The organism is Planococcus sp. YIM B11945, assembly GCF_050864155.1.
GTDB lineage: Bacteria > Bacillota > Bacilli > Bacillales_A > Planococcaceae > Planococcus.
In genome coordinates, this window is sequence record NZ_JBOZWR010000002.1 from 115,607 (window position 1) to 136,877 (window position 21,271).

Annotated in this window: 24 protein-coding genes and 1 pseudogene; all 25 read right to left on the minus strand. The window is 44.6% G+C overall.

The window, feature by feature from the left end; translation table 11 throughout:
* Positions 1 to 2: 2 nt before the first annotated feature.
* The 25 genes and pseudogenes from ACRRQV_RS04170 to ACRRQV_RS04290 all read right to left on the minus strand — a co-directional run bounded on the left by ACRRQV_RS04170 (position 3) and on the right by ACRRQV_RS04290 (position 21,238).
* On the minus strand, positions 3 to 1,094 hold the full coding sequence (locus tag ACRRQV_RS04170; RefSeq protein WP_432527987.1) for a prephenate dehydrogenase: 1,092 nt from the start codon (positions 1,092 to 1,094) through the stop codon (positions 3 to 5).
* On the minus strand, positions 1,091 to 1,474 hold the full coding sequence (gene aroH / locus ACRRQV_RS04175; protein WP_432527989.1) for a chorismate mutase: 384 nt from the start codon (positions 1,472 to 1,474) through the stop codon (positions 1,091 to 1,093). Before aroH ends, ACRRQV_RS04170 begins: the two co-directional genes overlap by 4 nt.
* Positions 1,471 to 2,544: a 3-dehydroquinate synthase gene (gene aroB, locus ACRRQV_RS04180; protein WP_432527991.1), complete on the minus strand. Its 1,074-nt coding sequence runs from the start codon at positions 2,542 to 2,544 to the stop codon at positions 1,471 to 1,473. Before aroB ends, aroH begins: the two co-directional genes overlap by 4 nt.
* Positions 2,545 to 2,547: 3 nt before the next feature.
* Complete coding sequence (gene aroC / locus ACRRQV_RS04185; protein WP_432527993.1) at positions 2,548 to 3,720, minus strand: chorismate synthase; 1,173 nt, start codon at positions 3,718 to 3,720, stop codon at positions 2,548 to 2,550.
* A gap of 334 nt (positions 3,721 to 4,054) precedes the next feature.
* Positions 4,055 to 4,501, minus strand: coding sequence for a nucleoside-diphosphate kinase (gene ndk / locus ACRRQV_RS04190; RefSeq protein WP_432527995.1), 447 nt, complete (start codon positions 4,499 to 4,501; stop codon positions 4,055 to 4,057).
* An 85-nt stretch (positions 4,502 to 4,586) separates the two neighbouring features.
* A complete protein-coding gene (hepT, locus tag ACRRQV_RS04195; RefSeq protein WP_432527997.1) occupies positions 4,587 to 5,561 on the minus strand; it encodes a heptaprenyl diphosphate synthase component II in 975 nt (324 codons plus the stop codon).
* A 17-nt stretch (positions 5,562 to 5,578) separates the two neighbouring features.
* Positions 5,579 to 6,283, minus strand: coding sequence for a demethylmenaquinone methyltransferase (locus ACRRQV_RS04200; RefSeq protein ID WP_432527999.1), 705 nt, complete (start codon positions 6,281 to 6,283; stop codon positions 5,579 to 5,581).
* 5 nt (positions 6,284 to 6,288) lie between these two features.
* Positions 6,289 to 7,065 (minus strand): heptaprenyl diphosphate synthase component 1, encoded by a 777-nt coding sequence (locus ACRRQV_RS04205; RefSeq protein ID WP_432528001.1) that lies wholly within the window; start codon positions 7,063 to 7,065, stop codon positions 6,289 to 6,291.
* Positions 7,066 to 7,142: 77 nt separating this feature from the next.
* A complete protein-coding gene (mtrB, locus tag ACRRQV_RS04210; protein ID WP_432528003.1) occupies positions 7,143 to 7,364 on the minus strand; it encodes a trp RNA-binding attenuation protein MtrB in 222 nt (73 codons plus the stop codon).
* Between the two features lie 22 nt (positions 7,365 to 7,386).
* Positions 7,387 to 7,956: a GTP cyclohydrolase I FolE gene (folE, locus tag ACRRQV_RS04215; protein WP_432528179.1), complete on the minus strand. Its 570-nt coding sequence runs from the start codon at positions 7,954 to 7,956 to the stop codon at positions 7,387 to 7,389.
* A 208-nt stretch (positions 7,957 to 8,164) separates the two neighbouring features.
* The gene (locus ACRRQV_RS04220) at positions 8,165 to 8,437 is read right to left on the minus strand and encodes an HU family DNA-binding protein (RefSeq protein ID WP_146499444.1); all 273 of its coding nucleotides are present in this window, start codon (positions 8,435 to 8,437) and stop codon (positions 8,165 to 8,167) included.
* A gap of 173 nt (positions 8,438 to 8,610) precedes the next feature.
* A complete protein-coding gene (locus tag ACRRQV_RS04225; RefSeq protein ID WP_432528181.1) occupies positions 8,611 to 9,321 on the minus strand; it encodes a hypothetical protein in 711 nt (236 codons plus the stop codon).
* 10 nt (positions 9,322 to 9,331) lie between these two features.
* Entirely contained in the window at positions 9,332 to 9,535 is a 204-nt protein-coding gene (locus ACRRQV_RS04230) for a DUF2768 domain-containing protein (protein ID WP_432528005.1), read from the minus strand.
* Positions 9,536 to 9,622: 87 nt separating this feature from the next.
* Positions 9,623 to 10,642 carry an NAD(P)H-dependent glycerol-3-phosphate dehydrogenase gene (locus ACRRQV_RS04235; protein WP_432528007.1) on the minus strand — a complete coding sequence of 340 codons (1,020 nt, stop codon included), beginning with the start codon at positions 10,640 to 10,642 and terminating at the stop codon, positions 9,623 to 9,625.
* A gap of 23 nt (positions 10,643 to 10,665) precedes the next feature.
* Positions 10,666 to 11,976, minus strand: coding sequence for a ribosome biogenesis GTPase Der (der, locus tag ACRRQV_RS04240; RefSeq protein WP_432528009.1), 1,311 nt, complete (start codon positions 11,974 to 11,976; stop codon positions 10,666 to 10,668).
* Positions 11,977 to 12,069: 93 nt separating this feature from the next.
* Positions 12,070 to 13,104 carry a type 2 isopentenyl-diphosphate Delta-isomerase gene (fni, locus tag ACRRQV_RS04245; RefSeq protein ID WP_432528011.1) on the minus strand — a complete coding sequence of 345 codons (1,035 nt, stop codon included), beginning with the start codon at positions 13,102 to 13,104 and terminating at the stop codon, positions 12,070 to 12,072.
* A 21-nt stretch (positions 13,105 to 13,125) separates the two neighbouring features.
* Positions 13,126 to 14,276: pseudogene (rpsA, locus tag ACRRQV_RS04250) on the minus strand (30S ribosomal protein S1).
* Positions 14,277 to 14,343: 67 nt separating this feature from the next.
* Positions 14,344 to 14,934, minus strand: a complete 591-nt coding sequence (locus ACRRQV_RS04255) for a lysophospholipid acyltransferase family protein (RefSeq protein WP_432528013.1) — start codon at positions 14,932 to 14,934, stop codon at positions 14,344 to 14,346.
* 1 nt (position 14,935) lies between these two features.
* Entirely contained in the window at positions 14,936 to 15,610 is a 675-nt protein-coding gene (gene cmk, locus ACRRQV_RS04260; protein WP_432528015.1) for a (d)CMP kinase, read from the minus strand.
* 511 nt (positions 15,611 to 16,121) lie between these two features.
* A complete protein-coding gene (prsW, locus tag ACRRQV_RS04265) occupies positions 16,122 to 16,805 on the minus strand; it encodes a glutamic-type intramembrane protease PrsW (protein ID WP_432528017.1) in 684 nt (227 codons plus the stop codon).
* Positions 16,806 to 16,886: 81 nt separating this feature from the next.
* Entirely contained in the window at positions 16,887 to 17,855 is a 969-nt protein-coding gene (locus ACRRQV_RS04270) for an asparaginase (protein WP_432528183.1), read from the minus strand.
* A gap of 79 nt (positions 17,856 to 17,934) precedes the next feature.
* Positions 17,935 to 18,903 carry a YpdA family putative bacillithiol disulfide reductase gene (locus ACRRQV_RS04275; protein WP_432528019.1) on the minus strand — a complete coding sequence of 323 codons (969 nt, stop codon included), beginning with the start codon at positions 18,901 to 18,903 and terminating at the stop codon, positions 17,935 to 17,937.
* A 71-nt stretch (positions 18,904 to 18,974) separates the two neighbouring features.
* Positions 18,975 to 19,730, minus strand: a complete 756-nt coding sequence (locus ACRRQV_RS04280; RefSeq protein ID WP_432528021.1) for a metallophosphoesterase — start codon at positions 19,728 to 19,730, stop codon at positions 18,975 to 18,977.
* A 62-nt stretch (positions 19,731 to 19,792) separates the two neighbouring features.
* Positions 19,793 to 20,422, minus strand: a complete 630-nt coding sequence (locus ACRRQV_RS04285) for a CBS domain-containing protein (RefSeq protein ID WP_432528023.1) — start codon at positions 20,420 to 20,422, stop codon at positions 19,793 to 19,795.
* Between the two features lie 66 nt (positions 20,423 to 20,488).
* Complete coding sequence (locus tag ACRRQV_RS04290) at positions 20,489 to 21,238, minus strand: LysM peptidoglycan-binding domain-containing protein (protein WP_432528025.1); 750 nt, start codon at positions 21,236 to 21,238, stop codon at positions 20,489 to 20,491.
* Positions 21,239 to 21,271: the final 33 nt, after the last annotated feature.

Sequence of the window (21,271 nt, forward strand, 5' to 3'; positions counted from 1 at the left end):
TTTCAGGAAATATACGAATCATAAGCAGTTCGCTGATCCATGCATTTTTTAGCCCGTTCCCGGTCTTCGGCTGTTTGAAAACTGATGACCAATATGCCGAACACATCTTCACGCGTTTCCAAAATCCGCAAATTGACAATGCTGATGTTTTCTTTCGCGAGAAATCCGGTTACTTCGGAAATAATCCCCGGAACGTCCGGAACATCAATGTGTAAATCGTAGACCGAATACATCGCGCCGCTTACAGCAATCGGCAAATCGTCTCTCACTTGTTTGGCGCGCGAAAAATACTGTTCGATCAATTCGGGTTCATTCGTTTCGAGCAGTTGTTTGAGCCGTTCCATTTCTTCAAGCCACTGATCCAGCTGACGGACGATCATACCGCTGTTTTGAATGGTGATATCGCGCCACATTTCTGGATTCGAAGAGGCGATCCGCGTCGTATCCCGAAACCCGCCAGCGGCAAGCTGGCGGGCAAACGGATTTTCTTTTTCTTCTTTGTCCAATTGATGGACGAGAGAAGCCGCTATCAAATGGGGAAAATGGCTAACGATTGCTGTTAAATGATCGTGGTTTTCTGCAGGCAGCACTTCCACTTTGGCTTTTGTTACAGCTAATAGCGTTTTCAGTTTTTCAATGTGGCCTCCATCGGCTTGAGGAGATGGCGTCAAAATATAAAAGGCGTTTTCGAACAACATGTCTTTTGCTGCTTCAACTCCGCTTTTATGGGAACCGGCCATCGGATGCCCGCCAATAAAAGGCCGGTTTAACTTGTTTGCCGCAGCCATAATCTGTGTTTTGGTGCTGCCGGTATCCGTCAAAATTACTTCTTTTTTCAGATCCCAGAACTTGCTTTGCTCCATCAGTTTTAATGTCGCGCCAACCGGAGTCGCAAAAATAATAATATCTGCGTCGCGCACTGCAACTTCTAATGTTGGCGGCGCACTATGTATAACCCCCATTTTGAAGGCTTTTCTCGAAGTTAATGGATCGGCGTCATAGCCGGCTATATGCACCTCGTTGTGCCTTTGAAGAGATTTTGCAAGCGATCCGCCGATCAATCCGAGGCCAACTACCAACACATGGGCCTTCATGAGAGGCTCACCTGGCTGTTATTGACGAGATCCGGACGCAATTTCATAGCTTCGTTCATAAAAATATGCTGAACTTCTTTTTGTGGCAGCGCGGTTTCGACATGCATCATGATGCGGATGCATAACGGCAAACTCCCTGGAACATTCATTTCATGCGTGCACATGACGGGGACATATGTCCAATTTTCCAATGTCCGCACAGCTTTTGCCGGAAAGGCAGAGGAAATATCGGGAGTCGTTGAAATAATGACAGATGCCACAAGTTCCGGATCGATTTTATTCGCTTTTACCATTTCCAACACGAGCTTTTTTGTTTCTAGCAAAATTTCCTCTGGCTGGTCCTTCATCACTGTAGTCGCGCCTCGTACTCCTCGAATCATCGAATTCCTCCTATTTTTTGGCAAAGTTCCTTGTAGGCGGCTTCCGCTCTTGCTTCGTCAATCGTTTCCACAGACGGGGCTCCTGTTTTTTCCAATAAAACAAAGCTGAGCACACCTTTTGCGGACTTTTTGTCTTTTTTCATAATCGGCAGCACATCTTGGAATGAAACTTCTGCTAATAAATTGAGCGGGTAGCCGTTTGTTCGGCACCAACTCAAGTAATCATCCACTAACGAATGTCTAGACATCCACAAAGCATATGCCATGCCTAGCGCTACCGCTTCGCCGTGGGTAATTTTTCCATAGCCCAAATGCGCTTCTAATGCATGCGCCAATGTGTGGCCAAAATTCAAGTATTTTCTCACGCCGCTTTCAAATTCGTCTTCTTCCACAATCGCCGCTTTGACCGCAATTCCTTTTTCTAAATGGCTGCTCAACTCGGCGTCCGACAACTGGCTAAAATCCGCAATCTGCAGCAATTCCTTAAGCCAGCCTTCATTTGAAATAAACGCATGCTTGACCACTTCTGCCATGCCAGACCGAATTTCTTTCACCGGAAGCGTACGCAGCAAATCGATATCAAACAACACTGCCTGCGGCTGATAAAACGTACCAATCATGTTTTTCCCCAATGCGTGGTTAATGGCTGTTTTGCCGCCTACCGCACTGTCGTGGGCCAGTATCGTCGTCGGAAGTTGGATATACGGAACACCTCTCATGAAGGTTGAAGCGACAAAACCGGCAACATCGCCCGTCGCGCCTCCACCAAATGCCAGAATCAGCGATTTCCGGGAACAGCCTTCAGCGAGCAAGAAACTGTGGCAGTCCATGAAGGTTTCGATCGACTTCGCCTGTTCTCCTGAGGGTATAGTCAACGTGCTGACATTATATTCGGTCAAATAAGAAGTTAAATAATCCAAATGCAATTGGGCAACCTGGCTGTCCGCTATGACGACAATCCGGTCCGCAGCCTCGAGCATTTCCCGAAAGGCCGCCTTGAACAAGCTGAACACTTGCTGCCCAATATAAACATTATACGGATGGTCGGCTTCAACTCGAAGTTGCTTCATGGATCAATACCCCTTTGAATAGTCTAAGTAGTTTTGCATGTTTTCTTTTAAACGCGGCAATTGGTCGGCATCAAACTGTTCCATCAGCGCATTGGCGGCTTCCCATGCTACGACGTGTTCCGCCACAACCGATGCTGCCGGAACGGCACAGCTGTCCGAGCGCTCAATGCTTGCCTGAAACGCTTCTTTCGTTTCAATGTCAACGCTTTGCAGCGGCTTGTAAAGCGTCGGTATCGGCTTCATAACGCCTCTCACGACGATTGGCATGCCTGTCGTCATCCCGCCTTCAAAACCGCCTAAATTATTCGTTCTGCGGGTATAGCCATTTGCCTCATCCCACAAAATTTCATCGTGCACGGCGCTGCCGGGTTTTCTTGCCATCTCAAAGCCAATTCCGAACTCGACCCCTTTAAACGCATTGATGCTCATTACCGCTCCCGCGATTTTCGCATCAAGCTTACGGTCGTAATGGACGTAGCTGCCAATTCCTGCAGGCATCCCTTCCACGATCACTTCCACCGTACCGCCGATTGAATCGCCGTTCTTTTTGGTCTCGTCAATCAAATCAGTCATTTGCTGGGTTACGGATGGATCCGCACAATACACGGCATCCACTTCTACAATCTCACGGATTTCGTCGGCTGTTTTTCCAGTGTAGCTTTCAGGATTGACTCGGATGCCGCCGATTTCCGTAACATGGGATACGATTTTCACGCCCAATTGCGCCAATAGCTGTTTCGCGACAGCGCCTACTGCAACGCGTACCGTCGTTTCGCGCGCCGAAGACCGCTCGAGCACATTGCGAAGGTCACGGTGGCCGTATTTAATGCCGCCATTCAAATCTGCATGTCCGGGGCGCGGACGGGAAATTTGGCGTTTGACTTCATCGGTTTCCTCTATCGGCTCTATGCCCATAATATTTGTCCAATGCTTCCAGTCATCGTTCTTCACCACTAACGCTACCGGTGAGCCAAGTGTTTTGCCATGTCTGACTCCAGAGACGATTTCTACTGTATCTTTTTCAATTTGCATTCTGCGCCCGCGGCCGTGGCCCCCTTGGCGCCTTTTCAATTCTTTGTTGATCATTTCTGCCGTTAGCGGCATTTGTGCCGGCAACCCCTCAATAATGGCGGTCAATTGCGGCCCATGTGATTCTCCTGCTGTCAAATAACGCATGCACACTTTCTCCCTTCAACGCACTAAAGTATTTATGTACCACTATAACATATATTATTTCTTCAATTCTATATGAAAAAATAGATTATACAAAACTGTCCAAAAAATCTCTTGGACAGTTTTGTTTTTTAAATTCAACTATTGCTTATAGAGAAGCTTAATGGGCTTTTAATTTCCAGTTAAATGGATATACTGTCCAAATAGAGGCAAATACTGTCCATTTCCACCAAAATACTGTCCAAACCGATGCATTTACTGTCCAACCCATTCCAAATACTGTCCGCAGAAAAGCAAAATAAAAAAGGCAGCCCAGAGGCTGCCTTTTGAACGGTAATTAGTTTACCCAGTTGTTAATTGTTTTTTCGTATGATACCAATTCTTCTTCTTTGAAGAACAAGCCGATTTCGCGTTCAGCGCTTTCAGCTGAATCCGAACCGTGGATCATGTTTTTGCCGACAGTGACTGCGAAGTCGCCGCGGATTGTTCCTGGAGCTGCATCTTTAGGGTTTGTAGCGCCCATCATTTGACGTGCAGTCAAAATAACGTTTTCGCCTTCCCATACCATTGCAAATACAGGTCCTGAAGTGATGAATTCAACCAATTCACCGAAGAATGGACGCTCTTTGTGCTCGCCGTAATGCTCTTCAGCCAATTCAGTTGGAATTTGCATTAATTTAGCGCCAACCAAGTGGTAGCCTTTTTTCTCAAAACGCGCTACGATTTCACCGATTACGTTGCGTTGTACGCCGTCTGGTTTCACCATTAAGAAAGTTTTTTCCATTATGAACACTCCTCTTTATAAAAGCTCGGGCATTTTGCCCACCCTAAAAAATACTAACATTGTGGCTCTATTTGTCAACTGTCGGCTAAAACTTTCTTTTGCCGATGAAAAATGCGATTTTGCGCATGGTTTTATTCGCTGAACTTTTTGGCAAATGCGCCAACTCTTCAAGCGCCTTTTGCAGATAGCGCTCGCTGATTGCTTTGGATTTCCCAATCGCTGGGCTGTCGCGAATCAATTGGACAATCTGCAGCCGCTCGTCATCCGTCAAGTCTTTGTACAAGCTGCTTTTCAACTGCGTGTAAATCGCCTTGTCTTCTCGGGCAAAAAGAACCGGAAGCGTGATATTCCCTTGAATAAAATCGCTGCCTGCTGGTTTGCCCAACTCTTCATCTGTGGACGTAAAGTCCAAAATATCGTCGATGATCTGGAACGACATGCCAATAAAATAGCCAAACCGCCGCAAATGGGCTGCCGTTTTCTCGTCCGTCCCCGATACCAATGCGCCAAGTTCACAGCTGGAAGAAATCAACAGTGCCGTTTTTCGCTTGATGCGGCGCAAGTAATCGCGCATATTTTGGTCCAGCTTGTATTTGTCTTCAATCTGAATGATTTCGCCTCTGCATACTTCGATCATCGTTTTGGACAAAATGTCATGAACATTAGGAATGTCCACTTCGGTGATATATTCCAATGCACGCGCTAATATAAAATCACCTGTGTACATGGCTACGCTATTGTTCCACTGCGCTTTAACCGTCGGCTGGCCCCTTCTCATTTCGGAATCGTCAATGACATCGTCATGCACTAGAGAAGCCATATGAATCAACTCAAGCGGCACCGCCACTTGCTTCATCACATCAATATTGTAGTTTCCAAATTTTCCTGCCAATAAAACAAAAACAGGCCGGATACGTTTCCCTCCGGCCTGAAGCAAATGAAGAGAAGCATCGTTTAATAGGTGAGAATTGGAATCCACTGCTTGTTCTAATTCTTTCTCGATCATTTCTAACTCCGGTTTAAGGTCGGAATAGAGCAATTTCAACTTCATCTTTTCCACTAAAAAACCTTCTCCCGCTATTTTACTTTTTTAATTCCTAAATGGAGCGCAGCGGCTCCCCCTGTATACGGTTTGTATTTCACTTTTTCAAAACCGACTTGAGTAAACATTTTTGCTAATTGCTTCATTCCGGGAAATGTTTTAGCCGATTCTTGAAGCCAAGAATATTCTTTATAGCTTTTAGCAAACAGCTTGCCGAAAACAGGCATGATGAAGCGGAAATAAACTCTGAAAAACGGTTTAAACAGTAAATTTTCAGGTTGGGATGTTTCCAAGCACGCAATCATGCCGCCTGGTTTTAACACGCGGTGCATTTCGGATAGCACTTGGTAATAATCCGGAACGTTGCGCAGGCCAAAACCGATTGTGGCAAAATCAAACGAATTGTCCGGGAAAGGCAGCGACATAGCATTGCCTTGAATCAATTTTACTTGCGGCAAATGCTTGGTTTTTTCAATTCCGACATTCAACATGTTTTGGCTGAAATCCAGCCCTACGACTTTACCGGACTCGCCTGTTGCTTCTGCTAAGGCAATCGTCCAATCGGCCGTGCCGCAGCAAACATCAATTGCAGCAGCGCCACGCGGCACTTGCATTTTATCCATCGTATCGCGCCGCCACTTATTGTGCTGCTGAAAGCTGATGACCGAATTCATCTGGTCATAGTTTTCGGATATATTTTCAAAAACTTCATGGACACGTTGTTCTTTTGTTTTTGGCATATCAGTCATCCTTCTCGGGTTAGCTGCTCAGCTTTATGCTGGGGCGGGGTTATTTGATGAAGCATAAAGTGTTTCAATTCATAGTCAAATGAATAGCCATTTACACATTTCTCCATTTGGATGTGCAAGTCGTCCAACTTATCCAAAAGCCATTCTTCTGTATGTAGTGGGTTCTGAAGCGATTGTTTCAACAAACGCAGCACATGGGTTTGGCCGTCTCGCTGCAGGCATTCTAATTCTTGTGCATAGCGGAGATAATTTAAAGCCATTTTGGCTAAAGGTGTGTATTCATCAAAGCCGTAAAAATCATAAAAAGTCGTCAGCAATTCACTTTCGATGACTTCAACCGCATCATCAATGCTTTTGAGTGTGTGGACAGAAGTTTCATAAAATGTCGCCTTTTTTTCACTCACATGGACAATAGCAGTAGCTAATTTTTGGATTAATGGAATGTTTTTTGAGTTGGTCAACATCTGATAATAAATACCGCTATAAAAATCGCCTGCCAATACAGTCAACTGCTGTTTTTTCGTGACAGGTGCATCTTCTTTGACCTGATCATGGGCATGCAAAGCAGCATAAACAATGGAAACTGTTTTTGCAGACGCTTCGATTTTGCCAGACCATTGTTTTCCATCGAAAAAAGGCAATAACAAAAAAAACAAACGCGCCTGTTCGACAGATGGGCCTGCTGTATATTGTTCGAGTGTCCGCTGCTGAACCGCTTTCAAGACGTCGATTTCCATGGAAGTTATTTTTGAATGTATTTGTTGTAAATTCATACTGCTTGCTCCATTCATGATTTCGACATACCACTTCAGTATATCACAGGCTGTGCGTCGCCTTCATTCAATTCAGCCTATTTTTTCGCTTCGCTTTCCACTACTCCATGAGCAGAATGGATTTCCGCTTTGCCTCGTATTTTCATTGCCGACGTATGCTCAGTAAACTGGGCGATCATCACTTCGCCTTTATCCAGCTTTTCTGTATGATGGAATTTCGTGTCGTTTCCGCGCGTTAACCCGATAACGTTCACTCCGTCTTCTTCCGCACGGATAATGATGTATTCTGTCTGTGCCATTTTTTCACCCGCTTTTATAAGTTTAATTCATTTTAATATAAGAAATGATTTCTGAACGTTTGACAGCGTCTTGTTCAAATATTCCGCGTGAAACCGCAGTCACGGTTTTCGCACCTGGTTTCTTAATACCGCGCATTGTCATGCACATGTGCTCAGCCTCTACCATGACATAAACGCCGTGCGGATTGAGAGTATCAACCAAAGAGTCCGCTATGGTGGACGTTATTCTTTCCTGAAGCTGCGGACGTTTTGCGACGGTTTCAACTGCGCGCGCCAATTTGCTTAAGCCGGTGACAACTCCATCACGCGGGATATATGCGACATGCGCTTTTCCAAAAAACGGAACAAGATGATGTTCACACATTGAGTAAAACGGAATGTCTTTCACAAGCACCAGTTCTTCGTGGCCTTCATGGAAAACCGTTTTAAAAAATTCTTTCGGATCTTCCTTTAAACCGGAAAATACTTCCGCGTACATTTTTGCGACGCGTTTCGGGGTTTCCAACAAGCCTTCGCGATCTGTATCTTCCCCAACTGCTTCTAAGATCATGGAGACGGCTTTTTCTATTTTTTCCAAATCAACTTTCTGCAACTCTATGTCAGTCACTCTGTTTCCCCCTGTTAAAGACAAATCGTTTTTATTTCGTGAAGTTATCTGTTAATTCTATTCAGGCGCTTCCGCTTTTCTCACATGAATCGTAGCATACGGGTTGAGGATTCGCAAAAATGAACGCTTAACAAAAGAATGGCCTTTGCGGGACTCAGTCTCGCAAAGGCCATTCTATGTACGTCACTGAAGATTATTTCACTGCATCTTTAAGTGCTTTACCTGGTTTAAATGCAGGAATTTTGCTTGCAGCGATCTCGATTTCAGCACCAGTTTGCGGGTTGCGTCCTTTACGGGCTGCACGTTCGCGTACTTCAAAGTTACCAAATCCGATCAATTGTACTTTGTCACCTTGAGTTAGAGCGTTTTGAATCGCCTCAAATGCAGCGTCAACTGCTTTTGCAGCGTCTTTACGAGAAAGTTCAGCTGCTTCAGCAACAGAGTTCACTAATTCTGTCTTGTTCATGCCATTCACCTCCTCTCAAAGGGGATGCAATCCATCAATCCTGTAAAAAGAGTATCATAACGAAAATTGCATAGCAACCACTAATACCAAGCATAGTCGATAAAAACACTAAAATATTACAAATTATACCAAATGTCGCGTATTTTCACTAAGAACCTCAAAAAACCGCGCAGTTACTCGGTCTTGAAAATTGGTTCGCGATCTTTGTTGATTGTATACGGAAGTGAGTATGCAGGTACAATCGGACTGTCTTCGTACAGCAAAAAACGAATATCGTCTCCTTCTTTCAGCTCTCCTTCGTATTTTTGGATGGCTGAATAAAGATCAATGGAATAATCGATGTAGATCTCGCCGCTTCCTGTAATGACCATCGGAAGGTTTGTACCACTGTAAGGACTCACGACAACCGGTTCTTCATTGATTCCCATTGCCTTGTAGTTAAATTTGTAAACGTTGTCAGCAAGAGTCTCGGCAATTGGCACTTGTCCGCCGTTCGCGCTTTTTCGGATATTGACGGAACGAATAGCTTCAGCAATACGCAGGTCTACCAGTTTAACCGTCGGATTTTCTTCAACGTCCATCAAGACATACTGAAAAATCCCGCCGGTTTCAAACGCGTTGTCTGGAACTTCCGCCATGTGAGCTGGCACGATTTTCGCAAAATCAATCGGGTATTTGATAAATTGATCCACTTCCATATCCCGCGTTTTGATCGGCAATAAGCCGTTTGTCGCCCCACGGTATTGATTGACCGCATTTTGGACAGAAATCAAACTTTCTTCGTAAGGCGTTTCGTTTTTTGCCCGTTCACTTTCCGGATACATACAGCCGGACAATACAGCTAAACAAGCCAAAAATACAAAAGCCATCATTAGTTTTTTCATTGGTTTCACCTCAAGCGCCGCCAGTCGGTCCGCTGAATACTGTGAACGCCGTAATAATAAATCCAAGAACCAGCAGGATATACGCAACTAGGGCGAAAATAAATTTCAATATGCCATTCGTCAATTTATATCGGCTAACATAAATCAAACCCATAGCGAGCAGTAAAAAAGCAATCCCTGCAAATGATACCCACATTTTGTCTAAAGCACTCATAATCGGCCGCCTTTCGTTCGGTTTCAGTCCATAGTATAGCACAAAAAAAGAAGGGGCTAAGGCTGTCCTCCCCTTCTTTTGTGACAATTATAGCAAGTTAATCAAATCTTCAAGCTCGTTTTTCTTGTTGCGGCCCATTAGGTTATTTACCGCTTCTTCAGTAGTGACGCCATCGAATAAAACCGAATGCAATGCAGCCGTAATCGGCATCGGCACGTCGTAAGCTTCGGCTAATTGATGAGCTGCTTTTGTTGTACGGATGCCTTCAACGACCATGCCCATTTCTTCAAGCACTTCTTCGATCGATTTTCCTTGCCCCAAGAGATTTCCTGCACGCCAGTTGCGTGAATGCACGCTCGTGCACGTTACAATCAAATCACCGACCCCGGTAAGCCCGGAGAACGTTAAAGGAGACGCCCCCATTTTCACTCCGAGGCGGGCGATTTCAGCTAATCCGCGCGTCATTAAGGCGGCTTTGGCATTATCTCCATATCCAAGGCCATGGGTGATGCCGACTGCGAGCGCAATGATGTTTTTCAATGCACCTCCCAGTTCAACGCCGATGACATCGGTATTCGTATAAACCCGGAAATACTGATTCATAAATAAATCTTGGACATGTTCAGCCGATCTTGTGTTTTCACACGCAGCACTGACAGTTGTTGGCTGCTCCAATACCACTTCTTCAGCGTGGCTTGGGCCGGACAACACAACCACATCTTCAATCCATTGCTCAGGAATTTCCTCGCGGATCATTTCGCTGATCCGCTTTAAGGAATCCGGTTCAATTCCTTTGGAAACGTGGACAAACAACACTTTTTTCGTGAGATTTTCTTTAATTTTTTCGCATACTTCGCGTATTCCTTTAGTTGGAATAGCCAGAACAAACACATCTGCATGGTTGACCGCTTTCGGCAAATCAGACGTTGCAATCAAATTATCCGGCAAGCGGATATTTTTTAAATACTTCTGGTTTGTGTGGCCGTTGATTTCTTCTGCTTGCTCGGATCTGTGCGTCCACAGCAGTAAATCATGGCCATTTTGAGCCAACACAAATGCTAGTGCCGTCCCCCAGCTACCCGCTCCAAAAATCGAAACTTTTTCCATGATTTTATACCACCTTTACACTATTAAGTACGGGCTCTTGTAATAAGTCGGAGCGGAGTCCCTTCAAAATCGAAGCTTTCACGTATCCGATTTTGTAAAAATCGTTCATAGCTAAAGTGCATAAGTTCCGGTTCATTGACGAAAACGACAAATGTCGGTGGTTGAATGGCCACTTGCGTCGCATAATAAAGGCGCAGTCTTCTTCCTTTATCAGTTGGCGCTGGGTTCATTGCTACCGCATCTTCAATAACTTCGTTCAAAATACTCGATTGAATGCGTCTAGAATGATTTTCATTTACTTTATTGATTATTTCAAGAACACTATGAACACGTTTCCCGCTTAGCGCAGAAACAAACATAATCGGAGCATAATCCAAGAACAAGAAATGTTCACGAATTTTGCGGGTCATGACGTTCATCGTTTTTTCATCTTTTTCAATGGCATCCCATTTGTTCACGAGAATGATGACCGCTTTACCGGCTTCGTGCGCGTATCCGGCAATTTTCTTGTCCTGCTCTTGAATGCCTTCTTCTGCATTTAAAACCACCAAAACAACGTCCGAACGTTCGATTGCCCGAAGCGCCCGAAGCACACTGTATTTTTCGGTTGACTCATACACTTTCCCTTTTTTGCGCATGCCGGCAGTATCAATGATGACATATGGCTGCTCTTCGTATTCGTACTGAGTATCGATGGCATCGCGAGTGGTTCCGGCTACTTCACTGACAATTACTCGCTCTTCGCCTAAAAATGAATTGACAAGTGAAGATTTCCCTACGTTTGGACGGCCGATCAATGAGAACTTGATCACGTCATCCGGGTATTCCTCTTCGTCGTCTTTCGGGAAGTTTTTCGCCACTTCATCCAGCAAATCGCCAAGGCCAAGGCCGTGGGATCCTGAAATCGGGAACGGTTCGCCCATGCCCAACGTATAGAAATCGTAAATCATGTGGCGCATATCCGGGTTGTCGATTTTATTGACCGCTAAAATGACCGGTTTTTTGGTCCGGTATAAAATTTTCGCTACTTGTTCGTCTTGAGCGGTGACACCGTCACGGCCGTTGACTAGGAAAATGATGACATCCGCCTCGTCCATGGCAATTTCAGCCTGCTGGCGGATTTGTTCTAAAAACGGCTCGTCCCGCAGATCGATGCCGCCTGTGTCTATAATATTAAATTCGTGTGTCAGCCAATCCGCTGAACTGTAGATACGGTCACGAGTAACTCCTGGAATATCTTCCACGATGGAAACCCGTTCCCCGACCACGCGATTAAAAATCGTGGACTTCCCTACGTTCGGCCGGCCAACGATTGCTACTACCGGTTTTGACATAATTAATTCATCCTTCCACTTCATATATTGCTATTATACACGAAAAAGGCGATGGCATCGTCAAAATGTCCATCGCCCATAAAGGTGCAATATTCAGTTTTTCGAACGGATTGCAAAAGAAGCCGGATCATAGCCGCGAACCGTCAAATAATGGAACAAATCTCCCGAAATAATGGCCGGGCAATTCACCAGATCCGGCAAGTTTTTGGCGCCGAGTGCCGTCATCATCATGCCCACATCTTCATGCAAAGCGTGGATTTCTGAAATCAGCTCGGCTTCCCCTTTTTCCATCGCAATTTTCAAAAATGAGCCGGCCAATCCAACCGCGTTTGCCCCAAGCAAAAAAGCTTTTACGATATCTTTGGCATCGCGTATTCCGCCGGACGCCAAAACCGTTTTATTAAAGACGCTTTTGACTTCAACAATCGCAGCAGCCGTCGGAATTCCCCAATCCTGAAAATACGTAAGCTTTCGCTTGCGCCGTTCATTCTCAATAGCCGCAAAGTTAGTGCCGCCGTAGCCGCTGACATCAATCGCAGCAATATTTGCAGCAGCAAGCTTAGCAGCCGTTTCCCGAGAGATGCCGAAACCGGTTTCTTTAACAATCACCGGCACCGCGAGACGATCAGCAATTGCCTCGATGCGTTCAATTGCACCGGAGAAATCGCGGTCGCCTTCGGGCATCGTCAACTCCTGGACGGTATTCAAATGAATTTGCAGCGCATTCGCTCGAATCATTTCCACGGCATCTTTGGCTTGCTGAATGGTCGCTTCGCTTCCCAGGTTGGCAAATAAAATGCCCTCAGGATTTTCTTTTCGGACGACTTCGTACGACCTGCGTTCCACGGGATCTTTCAAGGCGGCCATTTGGGAGCCGACTGCCATCGCAATTCCCGTTTCTTTCGCTGCCCTTGCTAAAAGGCTATTTAGTTTTTCCGTCTCCAAGCCGCCTCCGCCTGTCATTGCATTAATAAAAACAGGTGATTTTAAATTCAAATCACCTGTTTCCGGATTTAGACGGATATCAGTTACGCCAATTCCTGAAAGCGCTTGATGGACAAAACGAATGTCATCAAACAATGTGCCCATTTCCGAATTGGTGGATAATGCATAATGAATATGGTCCATCTTCCGTTCAGCCCTGGACATTTATTCGGATTTAAATCCTTTTAATTTGTCGCCGATCACGTCTCGGATAGAGAATCCAGATGATTCTTCAGGCGCTTCGTAATCAGAGTAATCCGGCTCGGCTTCTTTTTCCTGAAGCTCTTTAATGCTGAGGGACAGGCGCTTGTCTTCTTTGTTGACATCAATTACTTTTACTTGCACTTCCTGGCCCTCAGTCAGCACTTCGTGAGGATTCGCGATGTGCTTATGGGCGATTTGTGAAATGTGCACGAGGCCTTCCACTCCTGGCAAAACTTCAACGAATGCTCCGTACGTAACGAGGCGTTTAACAGTCCCCGCATGCACTGAACCTTTTGGCGCTTTGTCTTCAATTGCATCCCATGGACCCGGCAAAGTATCTTTTATCGATAAGGAAATGCGTTCTGCATCCCGATCGACTGACAAGACTTTCACTGTCACTTCTTGCCCTTCTGTCACCACATCTGACACTTTGTCGACGTGTTCATGCGACAATTGGGAAATGTGGACAAGGCCATCCACTCCACCGATATCGACAAACGCTCCGAAAGAAGCAATGCGCTGGACTTTCCCGTTTAATACGTCGCCTGCATGAATCGTCTCCATTACATGGACTTTTTGCGTTTCTTTTTCTTTTTCCACTACGGCACGGTGCGAGAGAATCAAACGGTTGTTTTCTTTTTCCATCTCCACAATTTTAAATCCGAGTGTTTTGCCTTTGTAATCTTCAAACGATTCCACAAAGTAATCTAATCTTCAACAAGAGATGCCGGCACAAAGCCACGGACGCCTAAATCGACGACCAATCCGCCTTTTACCACATCTTTTACTTCAGCTTCAATGATTTCACCGGATTGGAACTTCCCTTCCAATTCATCCCAAGCTTGTTCAGCATCCACTTTGCGTTTGGATAATACATAGTTTTCTTCTTCAACTTTCGTAATAACTAAATCCAGTTCGTCTCCGACTTTCACCGAGTCTGATGCTTTTTCGATATGGAGGCTTGATAACTCGCTGATCGGAATAATGCCATCAAATGGTGCTCCATTTATTGTTACGGTTACTGCTTTTTCTTCGATCTTATCAACGATACCTTTTACGCGATCTCCGACTTGGAAGTCACTGTTTTCCATCATATTCATTTCCTCAGACATAAGTAGCCCTCCTTCACAAACTATCCACTTCTATTTTATGCGAATTCTCTAATAAAAACAAAAATTATCACTTATTTTGTTTGTATTCGTCAAGAATGTTTTGGATATGGCTCATGATGACTTCGGTCACTTCATCTGCAGAGGCTTTTCGTTCACGGTAAGGCGCCATGGAAATCGGTTCACCGTAAACAACTTTTACTTTTCGAAACGTTTTGTATGGGCCAATTATGGCACACGGCACAACATCTGCCTCGCCGCGCAGCGCAAAAAATCCTGCACCGCTCAGTCCTTTTTTCAATACCCCGTCGGTAGAACGAGTTCCTTCCGGAAACAGCCCCATCACTTCTCCGCCTTTAAGAATTTTTAAGGCGCTTCGAAGCGCTTCACGGTCACTCATTCCCCGTTTTACCGGAAAAGCATTCACTTTCGGTAAAATCGGTCCAAGTATGGGCACTTTGAACAATTCTTCCTTAGCCATAAAGTGCACCGTTCTTGGAGCAGTCATGCCAACCACTGGTGGATCCAGTGCATGGATGTGGTTCGCGCAAAGAAGAACGCCACCTTCTTTAGGAAAATGTTCCGTTCCAATCACTTCAAAACGGTAAAGAGGAGTTAATGCCGTTTTTACAAGCGCTTTTCCAAATGTATAAAGATTCACATTAACTCAACCTCTCTTTCGCCAACTTCAAAATTTCATCGGCTGCTTCCCGGATGGTCAATTCTGTCGTGTCGATAAAAATCGCATCATCCGCTTTTCTCAATGGCGAAGCTTCCCGCTCGCTGTCCATTTTATCGCGCAAAGCAATTTCTTCTTGCAATTCTTCAATCGGAACATGGATTCCTCTGTTCGCATTGTCGTCGAATCTGCGGCGCGCGCGTTCTTCGACACTTGCTGACATGAAAATTTTCAAGGCAGCCTCCGGCAAGACGTGCGTTCCGATATCCCGGCCATCCATAACCACGCCTCTGCTTTCGGCAAACTGTTTCTGCAATTCCACCATGCGCTCTCGTACTTGGGCGTGCGCCGCCATTTCCGAAACTGCTTTAGTTACATGCTGCGAGCGAATCGCTTCCGTCACATTTTTCTTATCTAAAAAGACCAGTTGGCCGTTATCAGAAGGCTGAAGATCGATTTCTGTATCCATTAGAAGCGCTCCCGCCTGTTCATTGCTTGCCATATTAATTTCTTCGTTTAATGCTTTTAACGTAATCGCACGGTACATGGCGCCCGTGTCGATGTAAACATAGCCCAATTGTTCTGCCACAATTTTCGCTATCGTGCTTTTTCCGGCGGCCGCAGGGCCATCAATTGCTATCTGTATCGGTTTCGTCAAAACAGTCACCTCATCATATGTATTCAAGTTATTTTATCACAGAAAAGCTCAGGCGGTCATGTAGATTCGATGGGCATAAGACAAACTGGCGAAGCGGCGTTCTTTGCCGCACAGCCAGGATGGCTTATGGCCCCGAGAATCTGGCCGCCGGTGTCTGGACAATCAGGAAAAGCGCAGGCGCCTATCCAGCTCTGACAAGCACTGGAGGGATTGTGTGTAATGGCGCTTTTTGCCATTGCACGCAATACAGACCGCGACTCTAGGAGCTAGGCGCCGGTGTCTGGACAATCAGAAAAGCGCAGGCGCCTATCCAGCCCTTTAACAGTTTGGAGTACCGGATTGAAGGAAAAATACTGCCTACACGTTGAAGTTTACAACTCCACAATTTTTAAATACTATAAAACAACTATCTTAAACGCTACTCCATAATTAAAACGCCGCAACAACTTATCCGCAATTCCTTTTAAAAGGCAATTAAAAAAAGCCTTAGGCTCAAGGCTTTTCGAAATGATTAATGCTTCGGATGGAAAGTGGATTGATCGTGGTAATGCGCCAAGGATAATTGATGCGCTTGTTTTACTTTTCTCAAGCCGAACCACCAGAGAAACAGCATGAAAGGAATAATGCCGTAGAGCCAGTCGGCCCGAAAATACAAAAAGGAGTTGTAGGCGATATGCAAGACCATAGAAGTCGTCAGCGCCCACACGAGCCATTTCCGCCCTGTTCCAGAAGAAAATTTCGCCCGGCCAAAATAATAGCCCATTACCACTCCAAAAAGCGCATGGCTTGATACCGGCAAGAACGCACGGATAAAAGCCGTTTCCAATCCGAATTCCAGCAAGTAAAGAATGTTTTCAACTGTTGCAAACCCCAAGGAGACACTGGCACCGTAGAGAATTCCATCAAAAGGATCTTCGAAATCCACATGCCGATAAATGGCAATCAGCAAGACCAGCCATTTGAAAAATTCTTCAACAATGCTGGAAAACAGCACCGATTGAGAAAAAACGTTGCTAAATACACCTTCAGCATCGAAAACGTATTGGATAAACAAAATAGGAAACGTTAGTATCGCTCCGTATATAAAACAGTGAAAGATTAATTTAGAAGGTTCCTTTGAAAATTGATCCCTTAAATAAAAGTAGCTGAACAAAGCCAAACTCGGAGCAATAGCAACTGTCAATAAAATAATCATATGCATGCTCCTTTGCTTGAAGTAATTCCATTATATCACGATTATTTGGGAAATTTTAGAGTAATCTTCTACATTGACTTGTTAATTTACAAATGTATTGATGTCAACTTCTTTATCGGCTGATAAGACAACCGCCAATTTAATGCGCGCTTTTTTGCTGTCGTAATCGCTGCCGAGCAAGACGCCATTAAGCATAAGGTCATGCGCACTGCCAGGATAGCCGTAGCTTGGATAGGCATTTCCTTCTTCTGCACTGGTCGTTAGCACAACATGGATTCCTTTTTTAACGGCTGCCGCAATTGCCTCAACCATATGTGGAGAAACTTGCCCTCTTCCCGCTGCTTCCAAAATAATTCCTTTCGTATCACCTGAAGCCAAAGCCTCAATGATAAATCCGTCTTGCCCCGTATAGCATTTGACGATTTCGACGCGCGGCATGCGAGCAGTCACTTCATGCACTTCTCGATTAACTGGCCGTTGGTAAACGCTGACTTTGTCATTATCGATAATGCCCAAATAGCCATGGCCAAACGAATCAAACCCTTGCAGATTGCTAGAATGCACTTTTTTCACATACTTTGCTGTATAAATCCGTTCATTAAAGACGACGACCGTTCCAACGCCTCTCAATTTTTCTTCAACAGAAACATAAATGGAATTGCGCAAATTCGAATAAACGTCTGTTCCGACTTCTTCCGGTGCTCGCTGGGAGCCCGTAACGACGACACCGCGTTCATCCGCAATCGTCAAGTCCAGGAAATAAGCCGTTTCCTCCAGCGTGTCCGTGCCATGAGTTACTACAACGCCATCAACCGATTCATCTTCTAATTCCTGCAAAATCACTTTTCTTAATTCCAGCATTTCATCAAAGCCGATATGCATGCTCGGCAATTGAAATACGTCGATTACGGTCACTTCAATTTCATCCGGCAATTGGCACAGAGCCGCTAACTCTTTTCCAGAAATGGCCCCTGATTTCAATAAGCCTTTTGAAATTTCTCTACTGGCGATCGTTCCGCCTGTGGTAATTAAAGAAACTCTTTTTTTCACTTGCTTCACCTCTTCCTTTTCCATTTTACACTACTCCAACAAAAATAAATCACTGATTTTTTTCATAAAAAAAGCACACTCAATGTGTGCTTTCTTTTGCTTCTATCGCTTTTGCGATCAACTCGCCATGAAACCTGCCGTTCTCGATGAAAATTTCATTGGCGTTGTTGCCTGCAGCAATGACGCCAGCGATATAAAGCCCCTCGACCCCAGTTTCCATCGTTTCCTCATCAAACTCTGGACGGCCAGAAATGGAATCGATGGCGATTCCCATGTTCTTTAAAAAAGCATGGTCGGGATGGTAGCCGATCATCGCAAAAACAAAATCATTGGGAATGGTTTCTTTCGTGTCGTTGACCGTCAATTCCACCGAGGAGTCTGTTATTTTATCGACGATGGAATCGAACAACATGGTGATTTCCCCTTTACGCACCAGTCCTTCGAATTCCGGAAGAATCCACGGTTTTATGCTTTTTGAATAACTTGTGCCATGGTAGGAAACCGTTACCCGGCTACCTGCCTTATGCAATTCAAGAGCCGCATCAACAGCGGAATTTTTGCCGCCGATGACTAGCACATCTTGATCAAAATACGGATGGCCTTCTTTGAAATAATGTCGGACTTTCGGCAAATCGGCCCCTTCTGCCATAAGCGTATTCGGCTGATCGTAATAGCCGGTTGCCGCTACCACATAATTGGCTTCGTAAGTCGTTTTAGATGTCTTAACCCGAAACACTTCTTTTTTCTCAACCTTTTCAACGGTTTCAAAAGACCGCACTTCGATCCCTGTCCGCTTTACGACTTCACGGTAATAGACCAATGCTTGATTGCGCTTTGGCTTCCGGTCTTCAGTAATGAACGGAATGCCGCCTATCGATAAATTATCGCTCGAACTAAAAAACGTTTGATGCGTCGGGTATTGGTAGATCGCATTTACAATATTGCCTTTTTCAATAACAATCGGATAAAGGCCCATTTTTTTAATTTCCATCGCTGCGGATAATCCGCAAGGGCCGCCGCCAATAATAATCACATCTGCCTTTTCCATTTATCTCGCTCCTAAAAAGAATCACTAAAACAAGCATAGAAGATTTTTCGTATTCATGGCAACACTTACGCTTATCTTTTGCGATCCGGGCGTATGGAAAGCAAATGAAATTCCGCTTTTGTTCCGAGGCGCAGCGGCACTTTGGTTGTGCCATAGCCATTTGTTACAAGCTGCAGCGTTCCATTTTTTCGAATAAGTGTTCCTTTTTTATAAATCCCGAATCTGCCAAAGCGAATTTGGCCGCCATGTGTATGCCCGGCTAGCAAAAAATCCGCTCGATACTCTTTTTTGACCCGCTTGAACACAAAAGGCGTATGGGATACGAAAATGACCGCATCTTCTTTGCCCACATTTTTAAACGCTTTGTCAAAGTCAACTTCTTCTGTCGGGAAAAAATCGACTCCCACCAGCTTCAAATGCGAGTTGCCAAACAAGGGTACGCCTTTATTGTCCAGCACCGTCACGCCATATTTCGCCAAAAGCTTGCGAAGCTTGCTTTCACTTACTTCACGGTCGTTATTGCCCCAGACGAAAAAGACCGGCCCGATTTTTGCCAAGTTCTTCAGATTGGCTTCGATCCGCTTAAACGGCACGCCTTTTTCTGCAAAATCGCCTCCAATTAGCACCGCATCCACGGCTAGAGGCAAGGCGAATTCAGGAATCATTCTTCGATGGACATCCGCAATAAACAATAATTCAAACGGCTCGAACGGATGGGCGGTTTGGATTTTTATCGTTTGTCGCTTCATCGTATGCCCAGAAGCATTTTTCACCATAAAAAGAAGCAGCGCGAGTGCTGCTGCCATTAGCTTCACCAACATTTTCATAAAAAAATCCTCTCAATCAATAAAAGGCATAAGAAAGATCCTTATGCCTTTTACTCTCATTATTAATCTTCGGAAACATCCAATACACGGAAACCAGATTTCTCCAACTCTTTTACAAAACGCTCGATATTGTCTTTTTTCTGGATTTTTAAAACAATCCGCCGAACAATCTTATCCGTTTCATCAAAAGTAACCAATGATACAACCGATTCTTTGTATTTTTCGATAATTTCACCAAGGCGGCCAATGCGCCCTTCGGATTCAACTGAAGTAAAAGTAATGCGGTAGCCCGGTTTATGTATACCGAATGCACTTTGCAACTGATTCACTACATCAAAGCGTGTAACAATTCCTAGAAATTCTCCATCTTCGACAACCGCGATGATGGGAAAATCGCTTAACTCCACTAGCGCTTTTTCGTAAACGTCGTTAATGCCCAAAAAGACATCCTGGTTGACAACAACATCGCTTATTTTCGTTGAACTCACAAACTCTTCTTTGCTTTTACCCGAGTGGAAAAATGCACGGTATGCGTGATACCAAGTGAAAATCCCTTTGTATTCAGTACCGTCAGCTACCGGCAAGGCATCTAACGTATGTTTTTCGAGCAAATCCAATCCAACTTGTACCGAATCATCCATTTTGACAATATAACATTTTTCTTTTTTGACCATCGCGCTTTTAACAAACATCGGCTCACCTCTATTTTTTCTGATTCTCTAGCTGTATTCGACTTTATGAATAGAAAATCCTTCTTGTTAAGGCAAAATTAATGTTTGCCCGACACTTATTTCATTGGAAGCTAAACCGTTTGCTTGTTTAATTTTTTCTACAGCGGCAGCAGCTTGTGAAGCTCCATAATTATTCACGGCAATGCGGTATAAGGTTTCATTTGATTTGACTACCACTGATTTTTGCGCTGGTGCTCCAGTTTCTGGTTTTGTTTCTTCTTTAGGCTGTTTTTTAGGTTCGGTTGGTTTTGCTTTAGCTGCTGCTTTTTGCTTTTCAGCTGCAGCCTTTTCAGCCGCCGCTTTTTCGGCTGCTGCTTGTTGATCTTGTTGCACTTTTGCTGCATCTTGCTCTTCTTTCGCTTTTGCAGCTTCTTCTTTCGCTTTTGCAGCTTCTTCTTTCGCTTTATCCGCCTCAGCTTTTTCAGCTGCAACTTTTTTGGCTGCTGCTTTTTCAGCTTCCTTTTTTTCTTGCTCTTCCGTATCTACTGGAACAAGTGGACTTTCAGGCTGTGGATTCGTTTCAAAGCTTACTTCGTTTTCTACGGCATTAGTTGTCAAAGTATCATCAGGTTCGAAGAAAAAGGCTACGTACACAAGAACCATCACAGGCAATAAAATGAAAATGAAAAACAATGAAGGCAACAACACATTTTTCTTCTTTTTAGGTTTATGGGTTGCCCCTTTGCGCTGTGTTCTTCTTGAAAGAGACTCACTGCCAGGAACGGCAATTTCTTGTCGATCTTTTTCGATGGATTCTCTGTAATTTTGATTTGCCATATTCGACTTCTCCTCTATTCCAAACTATTAATT